Source organism: Paenibacillus sp. 2RAB27 (assembly GCF_052115445.1).
Classification (GTDB): Bacteria; Bacillota; Bacilli; order Paenibacillales; family NBRC-103111; genus Paenibacillus_E.
The window spans coordinates 98416-115194 of record NZ_JBFRGR010000021.1; the positions used below are offsets into that span (position 1 = coordinate 98416).

Annotated in this window: 18 protein-coding genes; 5 read left to right on the forward strand and 13 right to left on the reverse strand. The window is 47.0% G+C overall.

The window, feature by feature from the left end; genetic code table 11:
* Window positions 1–8 precede the first annotated feature (8 nt).
* The 5 genes from AB4114_RS24520 to AB4114_RS24540 form a co-directional block, all read right to left on the reverse strand.
* The gene (locus AB4114_RS24520; RefSeq protein WP_441990801.1) at window positions 9–1511 is read right to left on the reverse strand and encodes a sugar ABC transporter ATP-binding protein; all 1503 of its coding nucleotides are present in this window, start codon (window positions 1509–1511) and stop codon (window positions 9–11) included.
* A 607-nt stretch (window positions 1512–2118) separates the two neighbouring features.
* Window positions 2119–2805, reverse strand: coding sequence for a PspA/IM30 family protein (locus tag AB4114_RS24525; RefSeq protein WP_441990802.1), 687 nt, complete (start codon window positions 2803–2805; stop codon window positions 2119–2121).
* Between the two features lie 3 nt (window positions 2806–2808).
* A complete protein-coding gene (locus AB4114_RS24530) occupies window positions 2809–3270 on the reverse strand; it encodes a PspC domain-containing protein (RefSeq protein WP_441990803.1) in 462 nt (153 codons plus the stop codon).
* A complete protein-coding gene (locus tag AB4114_RS24535; RefSeq protein ID WP_171632813.1) occupies window positions 3239–3934 on the reverse strand; it encodes a PspA/IM30 family protein in 696 nt (231 codons plus the stop codon). The genes AB4114_RS24530 and AB4114_RS24535 overlap by 32 nt, the downstream gene beginning before the upstream one ends.
* A 50-nt stretch (window positions 3935–3984) precedes the next feature.
* Window positions 3985–4281: a LiaF transmembrane domain-containing protein gene (locus AB4114_RS24540; protein ID WP_441990804.1), complete on the reverse strand. Its 297-nt coding sequence runs from the start codon at window positions 4279–4281 to the stop codon at window positions 3985–3987.
* Window positions 4282–4535: 254 nt separating this feature from the next.
* Between AB4114_RS24540 and AB4114_RS24545 the strand changes: the two genes are divergently transcribed.
* Complete coding sequence (locus tag AB4114_RS24545) at window positions 4536–5375, forward strand: alpha/beta hydrolase (protein ID WP_441990805.1); 840 nt, start codon at window positions 4536–4538, stop codon at window positions 5373–5375.
* Between the two features lie 79 nt (window positions 5376–5454).
* Here the strand turns inward: AB4114_RS24545 and AB4114_RS24550 are convergent, their stop codons facing one another.
* Window positions 5455–6159 (reverse strand): 3D domain-containing protein, encoded by a 705-nt coding sequence (locus AB4114_RS24550; protein ID WP_441990806.1) that lies wholly within the window; start codon window positions 6157–6159, stop codon window positions 5455–5457.
* A 272-nt stretch (window positions 6160–6431) separates the two neighbouring features.
* Between AB4114_RS24550 and AB4114_RS24555 the strand changes: the two genes are divergently transcribed.
* A complete protein-coding gene (locus tag AB4114_RS24555) occupies window positions 6432–6767 on the forward strand; it encodes an ArsR/SmtB family transcription factor (RefSeq protein WP_441990825.1) in 336 nt (111 codons plus the stop codon).
* A 48-nt stretch (window positions 6768–6815) separates the two neighbouring features.
* Complete coding sequence (locus AB4114_RS24560) at window positions 6816–7343, forward strand: SRPBCC family protein (RefSeq protein WP_441990807.1); 528 nt, start codon at window positions 6816–6818, stop codon at window positions 7341–7343.
* Window positions 7344–7410: 67 nt separating this feature from the next.
* On the opposite strand, the gene AB4114_RS24565 is transcribed toward AB4114_RS24560, so the two are convergent.
* From AB4114_RS24565 to AB4114_RS24575, 3 genes are read right to left on the reverse strand one after another with little or no spacing between them, the layout of a single operon-like run.
* On the reverse strand, window positions 7411–8094 hold the full coding sequence (locus AB4114_RS24565) for a hypothetical protein (protein WP_441990808.1): 684 nt from the start codon (window positions 8092–8094) through the stop codon (window positions 7411–7413).
* The gene (locus AB4114_RS24570) at window positions 8091–8987 is read right to left on the reverse strand and encodes an ABC transporter ATP-binding protein (protein WP_441990809.1); all 897 of its coding nucleotides are present in this window, start codon (window positions 8985–8987) and stop codon (window positions 8091–8093) included. The genes AB4114_RS24565 and AB4114_RS24570 overlap by 4 nt, the downstream gene beginning before the upstream one ends.
* Complete coding sequence (locus tag AB4114_RS24575) at window positions 8987–9355, reverse strand: GntR family transcriptional regulator (protein WP_171632822.1); 369 nt, start codon at window positions 9353–9355, stop codon at window positions 8987–8989. Before AB4114_RS24575 ends, AB4114_RS24570 begins: the two co-directional genes overlap by 1 nt.
* 261 nt (window positions 9356–9616) lie before the next feature.
* On the opposite strand from AB4114_RS24575, the gene AB4114_RS24580 reads away from it, so the two are divergent.
* Together AB4114_RS24580 and AB4114_RS24585 are read left to right on the forward strand one after the other, a co-directional pair.
* Window positions 9617–10738 carry a metallophosphoesterase family protein gene (locus AB4114_RS24580; protein WP_441990810.1) on the forward strand — a complete coding sequence of 374 codons (1122 nt, stop codon included), beginning with the start codon at window positions 9617–9619 and terminating at the stop codon, window positions 10736–10738.
* Between the two features lie 548 nt (window positions 10739–11286).
* Complete coding sequence (locus AB4114_RS24585) at window positions 11287–12270, forward strand: hypothetical protein (protein ID WP_441990811.1); 984 nt, start codon at window positions 11287–11289, stop codon at window positions 12268–12270.
* A gap of 122 nt (window positions 12271–12392) precedes the next feature.
* Here the strand turns inward: AB4114_RS24585 and AB4114_RS24590 are convergent, their stop codons facing one another.
* From AB4114_RS24590 to AB4114_RS24605, 4 genes are all read right to left on the reverse strand, one after another.
* A complete protein-coding gene (locus tag AB4114_RS24590) occupies window positions 12393–13220 on the reverse strand; it encodes a phytanoyl-CoA dioxygenase family protein (protein ID WP_441990812.1) in 828 nt (275 codons plus the stop codon).
* A 100-nt stretch (window positions 13221–13320) separates the two neighbouring features.
* A complete protein-coding gene (locus AB4114_RS24595) occupies window positions 13321–14859 on the reverse strand; it encodes an extracellular solute-binding protein (protein ID WP_441990813.1) in 1539 nt (512 codons plus the stop codon).
* Between the two features lie 94 nt (window positions 14860–14953).
* Window positions 14954–15814: a carbohydrate ABC transporter permease gene (locus AB4114_RS24600; protein ID WP_441990814.1), complete on the reverse strand. Its 861-nt coding sequence runs from the start codon at window positions 15812–15814 to the stop codon at window positions 14954–14956.
* Window positions 15808–16668: an ABC transporter permease gene (locus tag AB4114_RS24605; RefSeq protein ID WP_235549681.1), complete on the reverse strand. Its 861-nt coding sequence runs from the start codon at window positions 16666–16668 to the stop codon at window positions 15808–15810. Before AB4114_RS24605 ends, AB4114_RS24600 begins: the two co-directional genes overlap by 7 nt.
* Window positions 16669–16779: the final 111 nt, after the last annotated feature.

A 16779-nucleotide genomic window follows, 5' to 3' on the forward strand; every position in this document is an offset into this window, starting at 1 on the left:
GGCTCCTCCTAACTGATCTGCATCGTGGCGAAATTCATAATGGCTTCCTGTGTCGCTTCTTGCTGCGTGAGTTCACCGGTAATGCGACCTTCGCACATGACCATGATGCGATGACTCATACGTAATATTTCTGGCAGCTCCGAGGAGATCATAATGATCGATTTCCCCTGTGCAGCGAGATCATCGAGCAGCTTGTAAATCTCGGTTTTGGCTCCAACATCAATCCCCCGCGTCGGTTCATCGAAGATGAGAATATCGCAGTTGCGGTGCAGCCATTTGCCGATAACGACCTTCTGTTGGTTACCGCCAGATAGGAATTTCACCTGCTGGTGGATGGTCGGCGTTTTGATTTGAAGCGCTTCCACATAGTGTTTAGCTGTTTGAGCGATAACACCGTCACGCATCCAGCCAAGTCGCCGCGCTTTTCGGTAGGAGGCCACGGCGATGTTCATTTTCACATCCATGTCCACCATGAGTCCGTAGCGCTTGCGGTCCTCGGACAAGTAGCCGATACCGTGCCTCACCGCGTCATGCGGCGCTTGAATACGGACCTGCTGTCCGTGGATGCGGATGTCGCCAGAATCGATGGCGTCTGCGCCAAAAACCGCCCGCGCCACCTCCGTGCGCCCCGCTCCCATAAGGCCAGCGAAGCCGAGGATCTCGCCTTTGGCCAGATGGAAGGACACATCCTTCACCGCCGAGCCGCGGTTTAGCTTGGAAACCTCCAGCACCTTCGCCTTAGAGGCGGTCGTCGTTTGTTGATTCGGGCTGACGTAGAGCTCGCGCCCTACCATCATCGCGATAATCTGATCGATGGATGTCGTCTGCGTCTGCACCGTATCGATGTAGCGGCCGTCACGCATGACGGTGATGCGGTCGCTGATGCGTTTCAACTCTTCCATCCGATGCGAGATATAGACGATACCTACGCCTCTTGCGCGCAGCTGGTTGATGATGCGGAACAGCTCCTCTATTTCCGCGTGCGTTAGCGCCGCTGTCGGCTCATCCATGATCAGCACCTCGGATTGAAAGGATAGCGCCTTCGCTATCTCCACCATCTGCTGCTTCGCGACCGTCAAATCCGCAACCAGCGTTCGCGGATCTAGCTGTAGGTTCATCTGATCCAGGAGCAGTTGCGCTTGCTCGTTCAACTTGCGCTCATCGACGAATAGCTTGATGCTGTGCCTCGGCTCGCGGCCGATGAAGATGTTCTGTGCTATCGTCAAATCCGGCATCAGGTTCAACTCTTGGTGAATCATCGAAATACCCAGTTGCTGCGCTGCTCTGGTATGGGGGATATTCACTTCCTTGCCCTTCACCAAGATGCGGCCTTCGTCTTTCTGGTACACACCCGTGACAATTTTCATCAACGTTGATTTCCCTGCCCCATTCTCACCGACTAGCGCGTGCACCTCACCAGCAGCTAACGCCAACTGACACTGATGCAGCGCATGAACACCAGGAAAATGCTTCTCAATCCCTTCCATCCTGAGCAAAACTTCCTCACTCATCGTCGATCTCACCTCTTACCCCAGTTCGTCATGTCCCTTGTTCATGAGTTCATTCTACCTTCCAGAAGTTGGAATGAGAGTGGATAAATCTCTTCAAAAACGTTGAAAATCTTCTGATTCGAGCATGGGGTTCGAGCTAAGTGTGGGGCACAGGACGTCGTGCGCTGACTCCGAGACCAGTCTGCGCATGGTGGGAGAGACAGGCTCATCGTGCGCTGGGCGCCGAACGGCGAGCTCCATTACACAAATCCAATGGGATGAGTAAAATAAGCGGAGATTTCATCCCTGCATTGGATAAATCCAGTGGGATAACCTGTTTTGGTGTTAAAAAGGGGCTATTTTTGAATTTTGAGTGGATTTGTCCAATCTAATCCACTTTTGAGCCACTTGAGAGAGCATTCTACTGGATTTATCCAATGGGTCGCAGGTAGGCGGACTAACTGGTAGAGATCGCTTGTTAATTGACTAGTGTTCTTTGCCTGGCTGGAGGGGTTATTGGCATTTGGTGTGAGGGCGTGCTGTTGGTGTTGAGGAGTTCCGCACCACCCCCAAACACAGCAAAAAGCCCCTCACCAGGAGGGGCTTCCGCACTTCACTACCCAAGCTGCTACTCAGCAGCTGGACCGTTCAATTTCTCTTTGAGCAGGTTCAACTGCTCATCTACTTTAGCCTGCTTCGCTGTGTCGATCGGCGTGTAGCTGCCAACCCCACCAGCGGGTACGTATGGCTTGCGAGCGATCTCAGCTTCAACTTCAAGCTGAATGATCTTCTCTTCCATGCGCTGGAAGCCGCGGGATGCGTTGCCGCTTTCGATCACACCGTTGTAGGATACTTGCGCCATTTGTTTCTTTGCTTTCGCTAATTGAGCACGGGATACAAGCTCGTTGCGTTTGTTGCGCATTTTGTAGAATTCATCTTTCATCTCGTGCAATTGCTGAGTCAACTCATCGGCATGTGCTTTCGCAGAAGCGTGAAGATCTGAGTACTCAACAATTTTATCTTCGTGGTACAGTTTTTCTTCAACAGCTTGACGAGCAATCGCTTCTTGGCCGTTTTTGATGGCAGCAGAAGCTTTCGCTTCACGATCAGCTACTAGGCGAACGGACTCTTCAAGGCGCTGCTTCAGCTTGCGCTCACTTGCGATTTGGCGAGCAACCGTTACTTCCGCTTGGGCAATTTCTTGCTCCATATCGCGCAGATATTGGTTCAACATTACGATTGGATCCTCAATTTTATCTAATACCTCGTGAATTGAAGCTTTCGTCATATCTTTCATTCTTGTGAATACACCCATGGTTTACACGTCTCCTTTTTTACTATCCAATGTTTGTTTTTCAAAACGAGCGACTTTGGCTCTTAGTTCGTCTACTTCTCTTTGCAAAGCTTTCTTCTCAATGTCTTTCATCATCTCATCGATGTTGTTCGTTGGTTGGCTAGCTTCATATGAAGCATACTTGCTAGTCGGTTGTGGCGCTTGGTGGTGGTTATGGGATTTATGATGATTCCATGCTCCCCCTGGATAGTTTTGACGACCATACGAGCCTGCATAGGGATCAAATGGGGGCTGATCAAACCCAGGTTCCTTCGGAATGACAATCGCCGCTACAAAGTAGACGAAAATGACGGTGCCTCCGGTAAAAAACGTGGTGATCACGACTAGTAAACGTAATAGTGTGACATCTACATTCATGGCTTCTGCAAGTCCCCCGCATAGGCCCGTTAATTTCTTATCTCTTCGTGAGCGGTATAGTTTGTTCATGATCCTGTGTTCCCTCCTGTTTCAGTCTATTGCGAAGTGCTTCCATTTCCGCATCTACAGCTGGGTTCCCCCCACTGTAGTAGCTTTCGCGACCCATCTTCCTTACGTCGCGAAGCGTCCTGGCGTGCAGCTCCATATCGGATACGCGCTCTTCCAATCGGCCGAACATCCGCGGTGCCCCATCTTGTGTGACACTGCTGCGAGCATGCATGCGCTGCTGCAAACGAGCGGACTCCATACGAGCCAAGTAGTAGCTTCGTTTGTCTGCGACTTCTTTGTAATCCGCCTTCAGTTGTTGCAGCTCCTCATCAAGCTCAAGGATGGACTGCTTCGCCTGCTCATAAAGATCATGATATTGCACGCTTTTCTCTTCCGCTTGCAACTTCTCTTGCAGCACGATTCGTGCCATGTGCTCTTCGCCAGCCTTCAAAGCCAGCAGCGCTTGATGCTCGCGCTTTTCTTTCGTCTCTAATGCGGTTAAATATTGCTGCCGAAGTGATGCTGCATGACTTACGCATTGCTGATACAATCTTTCTGACTGCACAAGCTGCTCACGTTGGGCCGCTAAGTATTGGTCAATCAAGCGTACCGGATCTTCCGACTTCTCTAAATGTTCATTCAAAGTTGCCACGGTTATATCTCTCATCCGCCTAAATAGGCTCATCTTCACTCCACCTTTTTCACACTCTGTATTCGATTCTCTTACTGCTTACGTTAAGCCGTTCTTCCTTTCAACATGGAAAATCCATATCCGATTAATCCGATTGCCAGAAGGATAATGATCCAACCTGCTAGCTTACTTACTAGAATGATAATCCCGATTCCGGCAATTACCCATCCTATTTTCTTATCGTTCTTAATCCCTAGGTACCCCAGTCCAACCATAATGAGGGGAATTACAAATCCCATCACCGAGCCAATAAAGTCTCCTAAGTGAAAACCTAGCTTATTGAATAAAATCAGTGCGCCGAATGCGATTAGCAGAGCGGCAAATCCTGTATTTCTTTTCATCGTTTCGTCACCGCCTTTCGCCCTTTGTCGTCGTCTTCTTCATGTCTTTATTCTAGGTAAAATCGCGGCTTTCCAAAACGGACCGTGGACGGTATTTACTCCTAGACCTTAGTCGGGGTGGGTCTACGACCTATGATAGACAGGCATTCCCCTTGATGGCATGGCTAAAATTATCGTGAGTGCCATTTTGGAAGTATGGTAAAATAAGGGCTAGTTTGAACTATCTCGCTTTATTGCGTAAGGAGGATTCTCTTGTGAACATCTCGGAGGGAACTTTTCAGGGAATTGGTGGGGTTGGACTTTTCTATAGAAGAGCCACTCCATCAGAAGTACCAGTCAAAGGCGCCATTATTGCTGTCCATGGACACGGCGACCACAGCGGTGGTTTAGTCAATATGTGTAACGCACTCGTACAGGGGGGGTATATCGTCTATTCGGCTGATTCGCGCGGTCATGGGCGAAGCCCCGGTATTCGTGGATTTATACGTTCATGGGATGAATACAAAGGAGATCTGCATCTATTTAGAGAACTCGTCCTATCTGAAAATCCTGAATTGCCTATCTTTATCATTGGTCACAGTATGGGTGGCGTGATTAGTGCGGACTATGTGCTCGATCGGGGCACGGGGATTAGTGGACTCGTTTTGGTAGCTCCCGCGATTTCGTATGAAATGACGACCTTTGAGAGCTGGCTCATTAAACTTCTGGGGAAAATAAGACCACAACTCACCATTCAAAAATCAGGCAGTGTCGATGGATTAACACAAGATCCCGACATGGCGGCGAAGCTGCAATCAGATCCTTTGCGTCATAGTACCGTAACGCCAGGTTTAGGCCTTGGACTAAGCCAAGCCATTCCAAGAATCTTGAATCAAGCACAATTGTTTCAACTCCCCCTTCTCCTGCAATATGGCTTAGAAGATAAATTGACTCCCCCCGCGAAACTTCAGCAATTCCTGCACTTGGTGGGTTCGCAAGATAAAAAGAGCTACGCTTACGATAGGATGCTTCATCGTCCTTTTGATGACTTAGGACGAGAGCAATTCCTTTCTGATTTACTGGGTTGGTTGGATCTGCATACTCTTACCGACTAATAAGCCAAAGATATATGCTTGAAAATGAAAGAAAGACCGACGTCAATGACGTCGGTCTTTCCTATCTTCATAGTAACTGCTACACGGTTTCCCTATCTAGCACGTACACCTTCACGTTCTTTTTCACACCAAACTCCTGTGCTTGGCCCAAATCATTCATGAAGACATCAATTCGAGAGCCGCGAATCGCCGATCCGATATCTTCCGCTTTCCGGATGCCAATGCCTTCGATGAACACCGTGGATCCTAAAGGAATGACGGCGGGATCTACAGCAATCGTGCGCCCTTCCTTGGCTTTGATACCGCTATAAGTGATGCCGTATGTAGGATGAGAGGCTTTTTTGCCTGTCGATTCAAAACCCGCAGTGTATGCGGTTAACGTTGTATTAATTACTTTTTTGATAATTTTCGGCTGTCCATCCGATGATGTAGAGGCTACAGCGACAAGCGGGATTGTCAGACTTTGCCCGATCGTTAATTGGTTTGGATTCGAAATTGAATTGGCAGCAATGAGATCATCGACGGCGATTTCAAAGCTTTTTGCTATTTTGAAAAGGGTATCTCCTCGGCTTACTTTGTACGTTGTCGCAGCTTGCTCGACTGCAGCGGCTGGAGTTTCAGCTATCGAAGAATCCGAGCTTTCATTCGAAGAGGCCACATAGACTGGTGACATGGACATATCTTCAAAGCTCGACGGATACGAATACACCTTCGATTGCATGAACCACAAACCAAGCAACACAATTAAGGATAAGGTCGATATACATATTTTACGAAACATCATAGCTATAGCTCCTCCTAAAAAAGTTAATAGAGTTATAGCTACTAGACTCGGCTAAAAGTAAACATTCTATACCTTTACTATGAAATTAATGCTAGATACATAGAAACAATAAGAGAGAACCATAAAAGTTGTCTTGTATATTTCCACCTTATTCTGTTCACGATAGTAAACCTCTAGAAGATATCCGATTGCAAAAAGATGAGTCCAGATGATAAAATTCCCCATCTTTATATGCCTTGACAGGAATATTCCATTTGAGTTATATTCAATACATGAATACGATATTCAGTGCTCTTGCCGAACCACATCGCTTGCACATGGTTGAGCTTTTAAGAGACGGCCCCCTAACTGTAGGGGAGATCGTCGATCGGCTCGGCCTTAGTCAGCCGCAAGTTTCCAAGCATCTGCGTGTACTTAGTGAAGCAGGGCTCGTAGAGGTACAGCCAATAGCGAATCGAAGGGTCTATAAACTGCGGCCGCAGTCCCTTCAGGACATCGAAAACTGGCTAGGTTCCTTCCGGCGCCTGTGGGAAACCCGATTTGATCGCATGGAAGCCTATATAGAGGCTCTGCAAGCTAAGGAAATCAAGCCAGCTGATTCGAAATAAATCGCGATCAAGCTAGCGTAAACGATTTTAAATAATGGAGGAATAGACATGACACAACAGAACACATTTGAAATGAATCATGAAGGTACAGAATTGGTGATTACACGTATCGTTAACGCACCGCGCGAGCTTGTTTATAAAGTATGGACAGAGCCTGAACACTTAGCTGCATGGTGGGGGCCAACGGGTATGGAGTTGACGGTCGTATCACTGGATGTTCGCCCAGGGGGCCTTTTCCACTACGGAATGAAGTCACCGGAAGGTTTTGAAATGTTTGGCAGATTCGCGTATCAAGAGGTTGTTGCACCGGAGAAGCTTTCCTATGTGACCTCTTTCGCAGACACGGAAGGTAACGTAATTCGTGCACCGTTCAGCCCTATTTTCCCGCTTGAAATCTTAAATAAATTAACGTTCACCGAAGAAGATGGCAAAACGATCATCGTCATGAGCGGCGGCCCGATCAACGCCACGGAAGAAGAAATTCAGTTCTTCGCTTCGATGAAAGGTTCTATGGAAGAAGGATTTGGCGGAACCTTCAAGCAATTGGATGACTACATTGCGAAAATTACAGCTTAATCTCATACACAAATAACAAAAAACGAGCCATCAGAAGAACTCTTCTGTAGCTCGTTTTTGTTTGTATTTATACAGCTGCTTTGCGCAGCAACCCATAGGAAATGAGCGAATAGATAACGACCAACGGGATCATATACCAGAACAAATCCATGTAATTATCAGCTACCCAATGGCCAAAATCGCTCCATAGCTCGAAATGCGTCATCGTATAAGAACCAATCGTCCCAATTAGCAGCGTCGCTGTAAAAAAGATGTACATGGACATGCTGCCAAAACGGCGATGCAAGCTAGAAATAGCAAACCCGAGGAAAAAGCAGTGTACCAATAGGAGGATATTAAACCCCAGTATACCAATGTACGGCAGATTGCTCAGAAAACCTATTTTAAACAGATGTAAATTCACGTTCCACCCGTCTGTTGCTTGTTCAATGGCCGAAAGTATGGTTAGGGCAATCCCCGAAATGCTATTTACCAAAAGGACAGTCAAGGCTGTACCTAAGAAATAATCTTTTCTCCGAATACTAAGACCAATGGCGAACGGGAACGTTTCTTTAATCGTCAGCGTACCTGCTACAAATGCATATACGAAGATAGAAGCAACCGCGCCTGTATTGATGGTTTCACCATTATTAAGTGAGAGAGCAATTAAAGCATTGATTAGAAAATTAGCGCCAAGGATGGCCCATGGAACCATAAACCATGTGTTCTTGTTCCTCAGATGGAGCATGACGACTTGCTTAACTCGGTTCATAGTGATTCAGACCCCTTTCCCGCGACTTGCGTGCGTGTCAGATGAACGATCAATTGCTGAATTGATACTGGAGCAAATTCGAGTTCTAACTCTTCGGCATATGCCCGATCCTGCGTCGAGAGGGCACCGATGATCGTTGCTGTTCCAGCAGAACCAATTGCGTTGCGCTCCAACACCTCTTTCCCCCGTGTGAACGCATCTACCGCTGATTTCAAACCCGAAACCGTACAAGCACGGCCGCGTAATGCATCGGCATCTTCATTAAGAATCAACTTACCATTATCGATCACAAGCACATGCTCCAGTAAACGACTTACCTCGTCAATCAAATGCGTAGAGAGGATGACGGTCCGTGGATACTCTGCGTAATCTTGCAGCAAGCGATCATAGAAAAGTACGCGTGCTACAGCATCCAAGCCCAGATATGGCTCATCGAAGATTGTCAATGGTGCACGGCTAGCGAGCCCAACCACAATCCCCACGGAGGAGAGCATCCCTCTGGAAAGCTTTTTAATTTTCCTTTTGATCGGAAGTCGGAAATCTTCAATTAACGCGTTGGCATACGCATCATCCCAGTTCGGGTATAACGTTTTGGCAACCGCCAGCACGTCAATAATTCGGAAAGTATCCGGATATTTCTGGCTCTCTTTGATAAAACAAATCTGATTCAGCACACGACTATTCTCAAAAGGCTCTTCGCCAAACACCTTAAGCTCACCGCTTGTCGCGAACTGCTGGGCGGAGATCATATGCATGATGGTTGTTTTGCCTGCGCCATTTCTGCCGAGCAAGCCATAGATTTTGTTCGCTTCTACCGTAAAGCTGACCCCGTCAACAGCCTTAACTTGGCCATAGGCTTTCGTCAGTCCTTTTACCTCAACAACGTTCATCATTAGGATTTCTCCCCTCTCCGCACCATTTCCGTCAATTGCTCTACCGTTATGCCCAGTTTCTCAGCTTCTTTCACCATCGTCACAACATATTGCTCATAAAAGAGTTCTTTCCGCTTCTCCATTAGCTTAGCCCTCGCTCCCTCCGCTACAAACATGCCAATTCCACGCTTCTTGTATAAAATCCCTTGGTCCACTAGCAGGTTAACACCCTTCGCTGCCGTTGCCGGATTGATCTGATAAAAGGCTGCAAATTGATTCGTAGAAGGAACCTGCGATTCTTCCAGCATGCGTGATTCGATAATGTCATCTTCAATCTGTTCTGCGATTTGCACAAAAATCGGGCGGCTATCATCCATCATAAATCCCACAATTCTCACCACCGCTTTCGTTACTACTTTGGTTAGTTACTCATGTAATTAACCATACAACCAAACAAGTTCCATGTCAAGCGAGTTACAAAAATTGGGTAGTTAAATAGTTGCCTTAGAGGGGAATACCAATAGGGCGTGGGCTGGGAGCCTGACGAGGTAAAGAAAAGGACAAGAGTTGGTTAAAGAGAGATAGAGATGGTTAAAGAGAGACATAGAGCAAGCGTATCACTACATACTTAATAGAAAGGTAGGTTCTCTATGTTTCTATCTATCATACGGAGTAGTTTCGTGGTTTTGTTGGGGTTAGCGTTGATTAACCCTGTTGGAGAAAGCATAAAGTCTACTCGCGCGTCACAGCATGCTGCTGTGCAAGTGGCGTCGCAAACTGCAGATGCACAAGATGAGCCGCAAACCGCTGCTGCACAAGATGAGCCACAAACTACTACTGCAAAAGATGAGCCACAAACAACTACTGCACAAGATGAGCCACAAACCGCCGCACCGTTGTTTTCCTTCTCGGTGATGAGCGACGTTCATATCCTATCGTCGGACTCAGCTTCCCAGCGGCTTCTGCGGCAAGCGCTCGCAGATCACCATGAGCTGCGTCCTGACAGCAAGCTGCTTGTCCTGAACGGTGATCTCACGAATGGCAGTGAGAGCGATTATCGCAGTTTGCTGACGCTGCTTAGCCGCCAGCCCCATGCCCCTGTGCAGGCGACCATGGGCAACCACGATTACTACGGCGTGTGGCGCAAGCCGGATGGCACGATGGATTACACGAAGATGAATTCTTCGTGGTCGAGTGCGAATGCGGTCGCGTTATTCGACCGCATGATGGGGTATGACAAGCCGTATCACGAGCTTGTCGTGGAGGGCTATCGCTTCCTGTTCCTTAGCGGGGAAGCGTACAGGGACGTGGACGCATCCATCAACGAGGATGCGTATCTCTCTCCCGCGCAGCTCAGCTGGCTGCGCGAGCGGCTCACGGCCGCGGGCTCGGCGGATGCCGGCAAGCCCGTGTTCGTGTTCCTCCACCAGCCGCTGCCGCGCACGCTGGATGGCACGGACCTGGAGCTGGGCGTCGTCCAGCACCAGGAACTGCGCGCGATACTTGACGCGCACCCGAACGTCATTTTGTTCAGTGGGCACACCCACTGGAACGTTGAAACGACCAACCAAGTGAAGCAGCTGAAGTTTCTTGCTGCTTCGAGCGCCTCCATCCGTGAGGTATGGAGCGCCCAGAACGAGCCCGAGACGAAGTCGCTTAGCCAGAGCCTCGTCGTCGACGTCTACCCCAAACGCGTCGTCATTCTACGCCGGGAGCATACTGAAAAGCGATGGATCGAGCCATCCATCGCGAAGGGGTATGATGTGAAGTAGACTACAGTTTCTCCAAGTAGGATTATATACAAAGAGTCTGTCTCAAAGTCAATTTAGACTTTTTGAGACAGACTCTTTTTCAGGTAATAACCGATGAGTAATAAGCTTGCTTCGACCATCTAACTGGATTTTCTCCATCTATTTGAAGTGGATTTCTCGAATTTGAAAGATTAACTGTATTTCCTGTAGCTATATTTCTCCAATTCCCACGTCCCTTCAAGTTTCATACAAATTAGATGGACTTTTTCCATTAAATCATGAAAATACGTCGAGTTCGAGCAAATTAGCTGTAGTTTCTACATCTAAACACGAATTGGTAGTCATCGTTCATTTCTACGAAACAGCGCCTGACGGCTGCTCAGATTGGTTTTATTAACAATACGGGCCGACTCCCACGCAGCTACAGACGTATATGAATAATTGAAAGTCAGTCCTTCGGGGACTGGCTTTTTCTTTTCAATTACGAAAAGATTCGATACGCTTGCAACAATTTAGCTTTTTACCAAGTCTATATTTACAACATTAGGAAATTGAGGTGAAAACAGTATATGAAATTCAAAACACGAATCAGGCATGTCATTGCCCTTGTCTTTGTCATGATGTTGTTCAATGTTATTAGCAATTTGCAGGCAAATGCTGCGCCACCACCGCAAAGAGAATTTATTCCGCCTAAAGTCCCACCGGTCATCACCTTACTCGAGGAGACGCCGCTCTACTCCACAACAGACGAATCGCGCAAACCATTTGCCGCACTCACTCCTCAAAATGTGACCACGGTTGATGCAGAGCAAGCTTGGTACACCAAACAGCGCGGGGAAAAGGTATGGATTAAAATTAAGACCACCTGGGCTGGTGATCTCTGGATGCACCTGGATTATGACAAAATTGGCATCCTCAAGCCGCTTGATACGAACATTGCACTGCTCTGGGACTCCTATCTGTATACGCAACCATCTTTATCGACGAGAACGGATGCTGTACTCGCCCCGCAAACGGTTCATGCGAATGCCATATTTGAATCACCTGCATCCTACTTAACCAACTCTTATCGCATTGAGACTTCTTGGCTAGGAGATATGTGGGTTGTCTCTCAACCTCAAATGTTACTAGATATGGAGATTGTGAATCAGGAGGTGGATCTGCCGACCGCAACCTTGTACATGGAGGACTATGATACATCGAATCGTCTGCAACGTCCCTCGGATGTTAAGATGATTCCTCCACAGAAAGTATTTGCCTTGGAAAAAACACAGAATGGCATCTACCATGTTCGGTCTCAGGATGGCAGTACTTTTTGGATTCAGCCTGATTTTGCTGAGCCTGTAGGGGCTGAAGCAATCAATGAACGGCTTACTCTATTGAAGGACGTCAGGCTCTATCTGTTTCCAACAATGCCTTTCCCATCCTTCGGGGTGCTATCGGCTCAAACCGTAGATGCATTCGAACGATGGACCGATCCGCAAGGTGAACGGTGGTACCATATTCATACTTGGGCCGGGGATATGTGGGTTCAGCCGGATAAGCCGCTATAGGCGGAAACCCTGGACATATCAATACACTTAAACTGTCCGCATTCTGCAAAAAGGGTCCCCTCTAATAGAGAGAACGCCTAGCAACATCTATTCTACTAATCCTATGTTTCACCCTGCTGAGCTTACTTATAGACACTTTCCCCAGCATCCTGCACGTATAGCGCCTTCAAAGGTACCATGGATTCCTGTGGAACGTAGTATTTAAATGGATCTTTGTCAATAACGCCCAATAGCTGCTTACGTTGCGGTGATGCATTTTCCAACAACCGGTCAGAAGCGTTGCGGTAATCGATCGGCCTCATCCAGATCGGACTATAGCCTAGAAACAATTGTCTGCGTGTAAACTCAGAGCGGTTAGGCGCCCCAGCATGCCATAGGTTTTGCGGGAAAATAAATACATCCCCAGGTTTACCACAGACTTGCACTTCGCCAACCACTTGACCATTCACGTCCTGGCTCCCGGGATGAAACGGCTTATTATGAGAACCTGGTATGACTTTCGTATTGCCGCGGTCCGGCTGTGACATGTCGCTTAGAATGTAGCACGTTTTGATGTAATACGTAGAGGTGATGCCGTTTTGTTGGGGGAACTGCGGATGCGGTCCGTCTTGATGCCAGTTAATGAAACTGTGTGATTCGGTTTTCACATCGTTCGGATTCGGTTTCCGAATGGTCAAATGCGAGATATGCAGTTGAATGTTAAAACCCAGCAGATTGACCATTAGCGGGAGCAGAGAAGGCTCGTCGATCAGTGAAGCAATTTCACCGTCACGCTCCACACTGTTATAAATGTTATGGGCTAAGGATTCTGGCTCCTCGGCAACGATCCTATCAATGGCGGCATTCAACCGATTGACCTTTTCTTCCGATAAAATGCCAGGTAAAATTAAATAACCGTCCTCATTAAATTGTTGAATTAAGGCAGGTATGTTCAGATTATTTGTAGTCATAGTGATTCGCTCCTTTTTATAGGATAACTTTAAATTTACACGAGTAAATAATAGTGGTAAAGGAAGGAGGAAGCACCCTCTCCTTCCTTTCCTCACCATTTTACTTCAAGTAGCCAAGTTCTTTAATCCTTTTCTCCGCTGCATCCAAATACGCTTTATAATTCATGGAACTTTCCAATGTTTTGAGGAAGCTGTCATACTCGCTGAGCGGACGTTTGCCATACAGGAATTTGGAAAACTCCTCTTCAATGTAACGGCTCGCGTCTGCGGCATTATAGCCGGTTGGCATGTCAACAAAACCTGCCAATCCATCGATATGCGGCTGTTTACTTGCAAATTCCATAAATTTGGCCTGCGGACCGAATTTCACTGTCAAATACTCCATTTCCGGCCGTCCTGCGAATTGATACAACCAGAAGTAACCACCTTCTTTGCCCATCAGATCGGTCGGAACCACTTTAGTTCCTTCGAGATTGTAGTGCCTGCCCTTCACGCCGTATTGTACCAGCAAAGAACCATCTTTCGATGAAACATAATTAAGCAATTCGATGACCTTTTGCAGCTTCTCCGGATTTTTTTCAAGCGACTTCGGAATCGCATACATAGCTGCTGACTTCCCAATGTCGTAGACGCTTGCATATTTGCCGCCTGGACCTTTCAACGCATCGACCTGCACCCATTTGGCATTCGGATTAACCGCTTTCATCTGTTCAACGAATTGGTCCTTCGTCATATTCGGCCAATCCAGATAAACGATACCGGCTTGCCCTTTAATCGCCTTTTGTTGATGCTGGAGGCCTGTATTGGCCAAAAGCTCAGGATCCACAGAGCCAGAAGCAATCATTTTCTGAACAAAAGCAAGCGCATCCTTCATTCCAGGATCATACAGCGCGTTCACCATTTTATTATCTCTAACATAGATGCTCGGTGTACCACCGTCTTGACCAACGCCAAAGGCTCCGAAAACGGTATCAAATGCACCCGCTTTACCGCCTGTGAGACCATACGTATCTTTCTTTCCATTGCCGTCCGGATCCTTCTCTGTAAATGCTTTGGCCACTTCGAGCAATTCATCCGGTGTGGTAGGAACCTTCAGGTTCAACTTATCCAACCAATCCTGACGAATCCAATACGTATTGTAGGGAACCTGCGGTGACTTCGAAATTGCATACGTTTTACCGCCTAGCATCCCTTTCTTCAAGCTGTCCTCGCCAATAAAGTCTTTGGTTGGCTTCAGTTTGTCTAAATAAGGCGTCAGGTCAAGAAGAAGGCCTTGATCTGTGAATTGTTTTAGTTGCTGGCGGTCTACAGCGAACAAGTCCGGGAAGTTTGCAGAAGACATACGTACATTCAACTGATTTTTATAATCATCGCCTGATGCATATACGGTTAAATTGAGATCTGTGTTCAACACCTTATCTATCTCTTGCTTAATAATGTCTTGATCTGGAGAAGGAAGACCGCTGCCGGTTTCAATGATATCAAGCTTAACTGGTTTTGAGCTAGTAACCGCTTTGGTGCTCTCCGCTGGTTTGTCAGCGGGTTTATCTGCAGCAGGTGCTCCACCGCAGCCGGCAATTAGTGTTCCACCGGTGAAAGTCATAGCGAGAAGCATAGGTACGAGCAATTTCCTTTTCATAGATACCCCTTCTTTCTTTCAAAGTTAATGATGTTTCAATATGTCGCCGTTACCTGAATCTCAGGCTGCAGTCCTGATCATCTGGCATACGGGGTCAACCCTTGACAGAGCCCATAAGCATGCCTTTGGTGAAATGCTTTTGGATAAACGGATATACAAGAATAATGGGTAAGCTTGCAGCGACAACAGATGCCATTTGCATCGTTTCAGTGGGCAGCATATTTTCAGCATTTTCCAGCGGTTGCTGGGTAAGCATGAGAATTTCACGAATAACGACTTGCAAAGGAAATAAACTGCGGTCTGTCACATACATAATCGCTTGGAAAAATTCATTCCAATGGCCGACCATATAAAACAAACCAATTGTGAGCATAGATGGCATTGAGAGCGGCAATACGATTTGCCATAAAATCCGGAATTCCTTTGCGCCATCCATCCGTGCGGATTCAAACAACTCTTCAGGAAGGCTTTCAAAAAAACTTTTCATAATCAGGATATTAAAACTCCAAATCGCATTTGGTAATATCATAGACCAAACAGAATCCAAGAGCCCTAGAGACTTTACAACTAAATAAGTTGGAATGAGCCCCCCGCTGAACAACATTGTAAAGACGACCATGAGAAGGAACAAGCTTCTGCCTGGCAGATTGCGGCGACTTAGTGGATAAGCCATTAGGGATGTCAATATCAGGTTTACCAGCGTACCTACAACGGTGATGAAGATCGTCACCCAGAAAGCCTTTGGTATATTCGTTTCGGTGAAAAGCTTGTGATACGCACTAAAGGTGACGGATTTCGGAATGAGGATGAAGCCTCCGTTTTTCAGTACCTCAGAGAATGGAGTAATGGATACGGCGATTACATACATCAGCGGTAGAATTGCCGCTAGCGCAGCAAGCCCGAGAATGATAATGACGATCGTATTCACGATCCGGTCTTCCCAGCCTCTTACCATATGCCCTCACCCCACTTCTTAGATAATTGATTGGAACCAAGGACCAGAACGAGCCCGATCACGGATTTGAACAAACCGACGGCAGCCCCCAGGCTGAAGTTAAGCTGCTGCAGTCCTGTTCGGAATACCCAGGTATCCAATATATCTGCAACTTGATACACTTGAATGTTATAAAGAATATAGATTTGATCAAAACCGGCATCCATAATATGTCCCAGCTTCAAAATGAGTAGAAGCACAATGACATTTCGAATGCCTGGAAGCGTAATGTGCCAAATCATCCGAAGACGGCTTGCACCATCAACTCGGGCTGCCTCGTACAAGGTCGGATCAATTGCTGTCATTGCAGCCAAGTAGATAATGGCCCCCCAGCCTAGATCTTTCCAAACTTCCGAACTTACCAGAATCGTACGGAAGTAATCAATCGATGTCATGAATCCGATAGATTGTCCGCCAGCATCTTCGATCCAGCGATTGACGATTCCGGAGTTTTGCGATAGAAGCGCCATTAGGATCCCATAAATAATGACCCAAGATAAGAAGTGCGGCATGTACGTTAGCGTCTGGACAACAGTTCTGAACCAACGAAGCCTGCATTCATTGAGAAGCAACGCCATAATGATTGGTGGAGCCATACCGAACAGCAGCTTATAAATGCTAATAACGAAGGTGTTAACCATGAGCTGTCCGAAATACGGAGAATTAAAAAACGTTTGAAAATGTTTGTACCATGGATCCGCCCAACCACTGCCGAGAATGCCATCCAATATTTGAAAATCTTTAAACGCAATGATTACACCGTACATGGGAATGTAGCGGAATATAATGTAGTAAGCAACACCGGGCAACAGCATGAGGTAAAATGCACGGAAGGCCCAAACCTGCCTAGCAGATAGTTTAAACCTGGATTCCTTTACCTTGTTCCCCGCCTTTGTTTGCTGTTCAATCATGATTTGCTGATCCAT

What these genes read in the sequence shown, in the direction of transcription:
- AB4114_RS24520 (WP_441990801.1), bottom strand. Translation starts at nt 1,511, where the DNA reads ATGAGTGAGGAAGTTTTGCTCAGGATGGAAGGGATTGAGAAGCATTTT.
- AB4114_RS24525 (WP_441990802.1), bottom strand. Translation starts at nt 2,805, where the DNA reads ATGGGTGTATTCACAAGAATGAAAGATATGACGAAAGCTTCAATTCAC.
- AB4114_RS24530 (WP_441990803.1), bottom strand. Translation starts at nt 3,270, where the DNA reads ATGAACAAACTATACCGCTCACGAAGAGATAAGAAATTAACGGGCCTA.
- AB4114_RS24535 (WP_171632813.1), bottom strand. Translation starts at nt 3,934, where the DNA reads ATGAGCCTATTTAGGCGGATGAGAGATATAACCGTGGCAACTTTGAAT.
- AB4114_RS24540 (WP_441990804.1), bottom strand. Translation starts at nt 4,281, where the DNA reads ATGAAAAGAAATACAGGATTTGCCGCTCTGCTAATCGCATTCGGCGCA.
- AB4114_RS24550 (WP_441990806.1), bottom strand. Translation starts at nt 6,159, where the DNA reads ATGATGTTTCGTAAAATATGTATATCGACCTTATCCTTAATTGTGTTG.
- AB4114_RS24555 (WP_441990825.1), top strand. Translation starts at nt 6,432, where the DNA reads ATGAATACGATATTCAGTGCTCTTGCCGAACCACATCGCTTGCACATG.
- AB4114_RS24560 (WP_441990807.1), top strand. Translation starts at nt 6,816, where the DNA reads ATGACACAACAGAACACATTTGAAATGAATCATGAAGGTACAGAATTG.
- AB4114_RS24565 (WP_441990808.1), bottom strand. Translation starts at nt 8,094, where the DNA reads ATGAACCGAGTTAAGCAAGTCGTCATGCTCCATCTGAGGAACAAGAAC.
- AB4114_RS24570 (WP_441990809.1), bottom strand. Translation starts at nt 8,987, where the DNA reads ATGATGAACGTTGTTGAGGTAAAAGGACTGACGAAAGCCTATGGCCAA.
- AB4114_RS24580 (WP_441990810.1), top strand. Translation starts at nt 9,617, where the DNA reads ATGTTTCTATCTATCATACGGAGTAGTTTCGTGGTTTTGTTGGGGTTA.
- AB4114_RS24585 (WP_441990811.1), top strand. Translation starts at nt 11,287, where the DNA reads ATGAAATTCAAAACACGAATCAGGCATGTCATTGCCCTTGTCTTTGTC.
- AB4114_RS24590 (WP_441990812.1), bottom strand. Translation starts at nt 13,220, where the DNA reads ATGACTACAAATAATCTGAACATACCTGCCTTAATTCAACAATTTAAT.
- AB4114_RS24595 (WP_441990813.1), bottom strand. Translation starts at nt 14,859, where the DNA reads ATGAAAAGGAAATTGCTCGTACCTATGCTTCTCGCTATGACTTTCACC.
- AB4114_RS24600 (WP_441990814.1), bottom strand. Translation starts at nt 15,814, where the DNA reads ATGGTAAGAGGCTGGGAAGACCGGATCGTGAATACGATCGTCATTATC.
- AB4114_RS24605 (WP_235549681.1), bottom strand. Translation starts at nt 16,668, where the DNA reads ATGCTGTTGCCCGGTGTTGCTTACTACATTATATTCCGCTACATTCCC.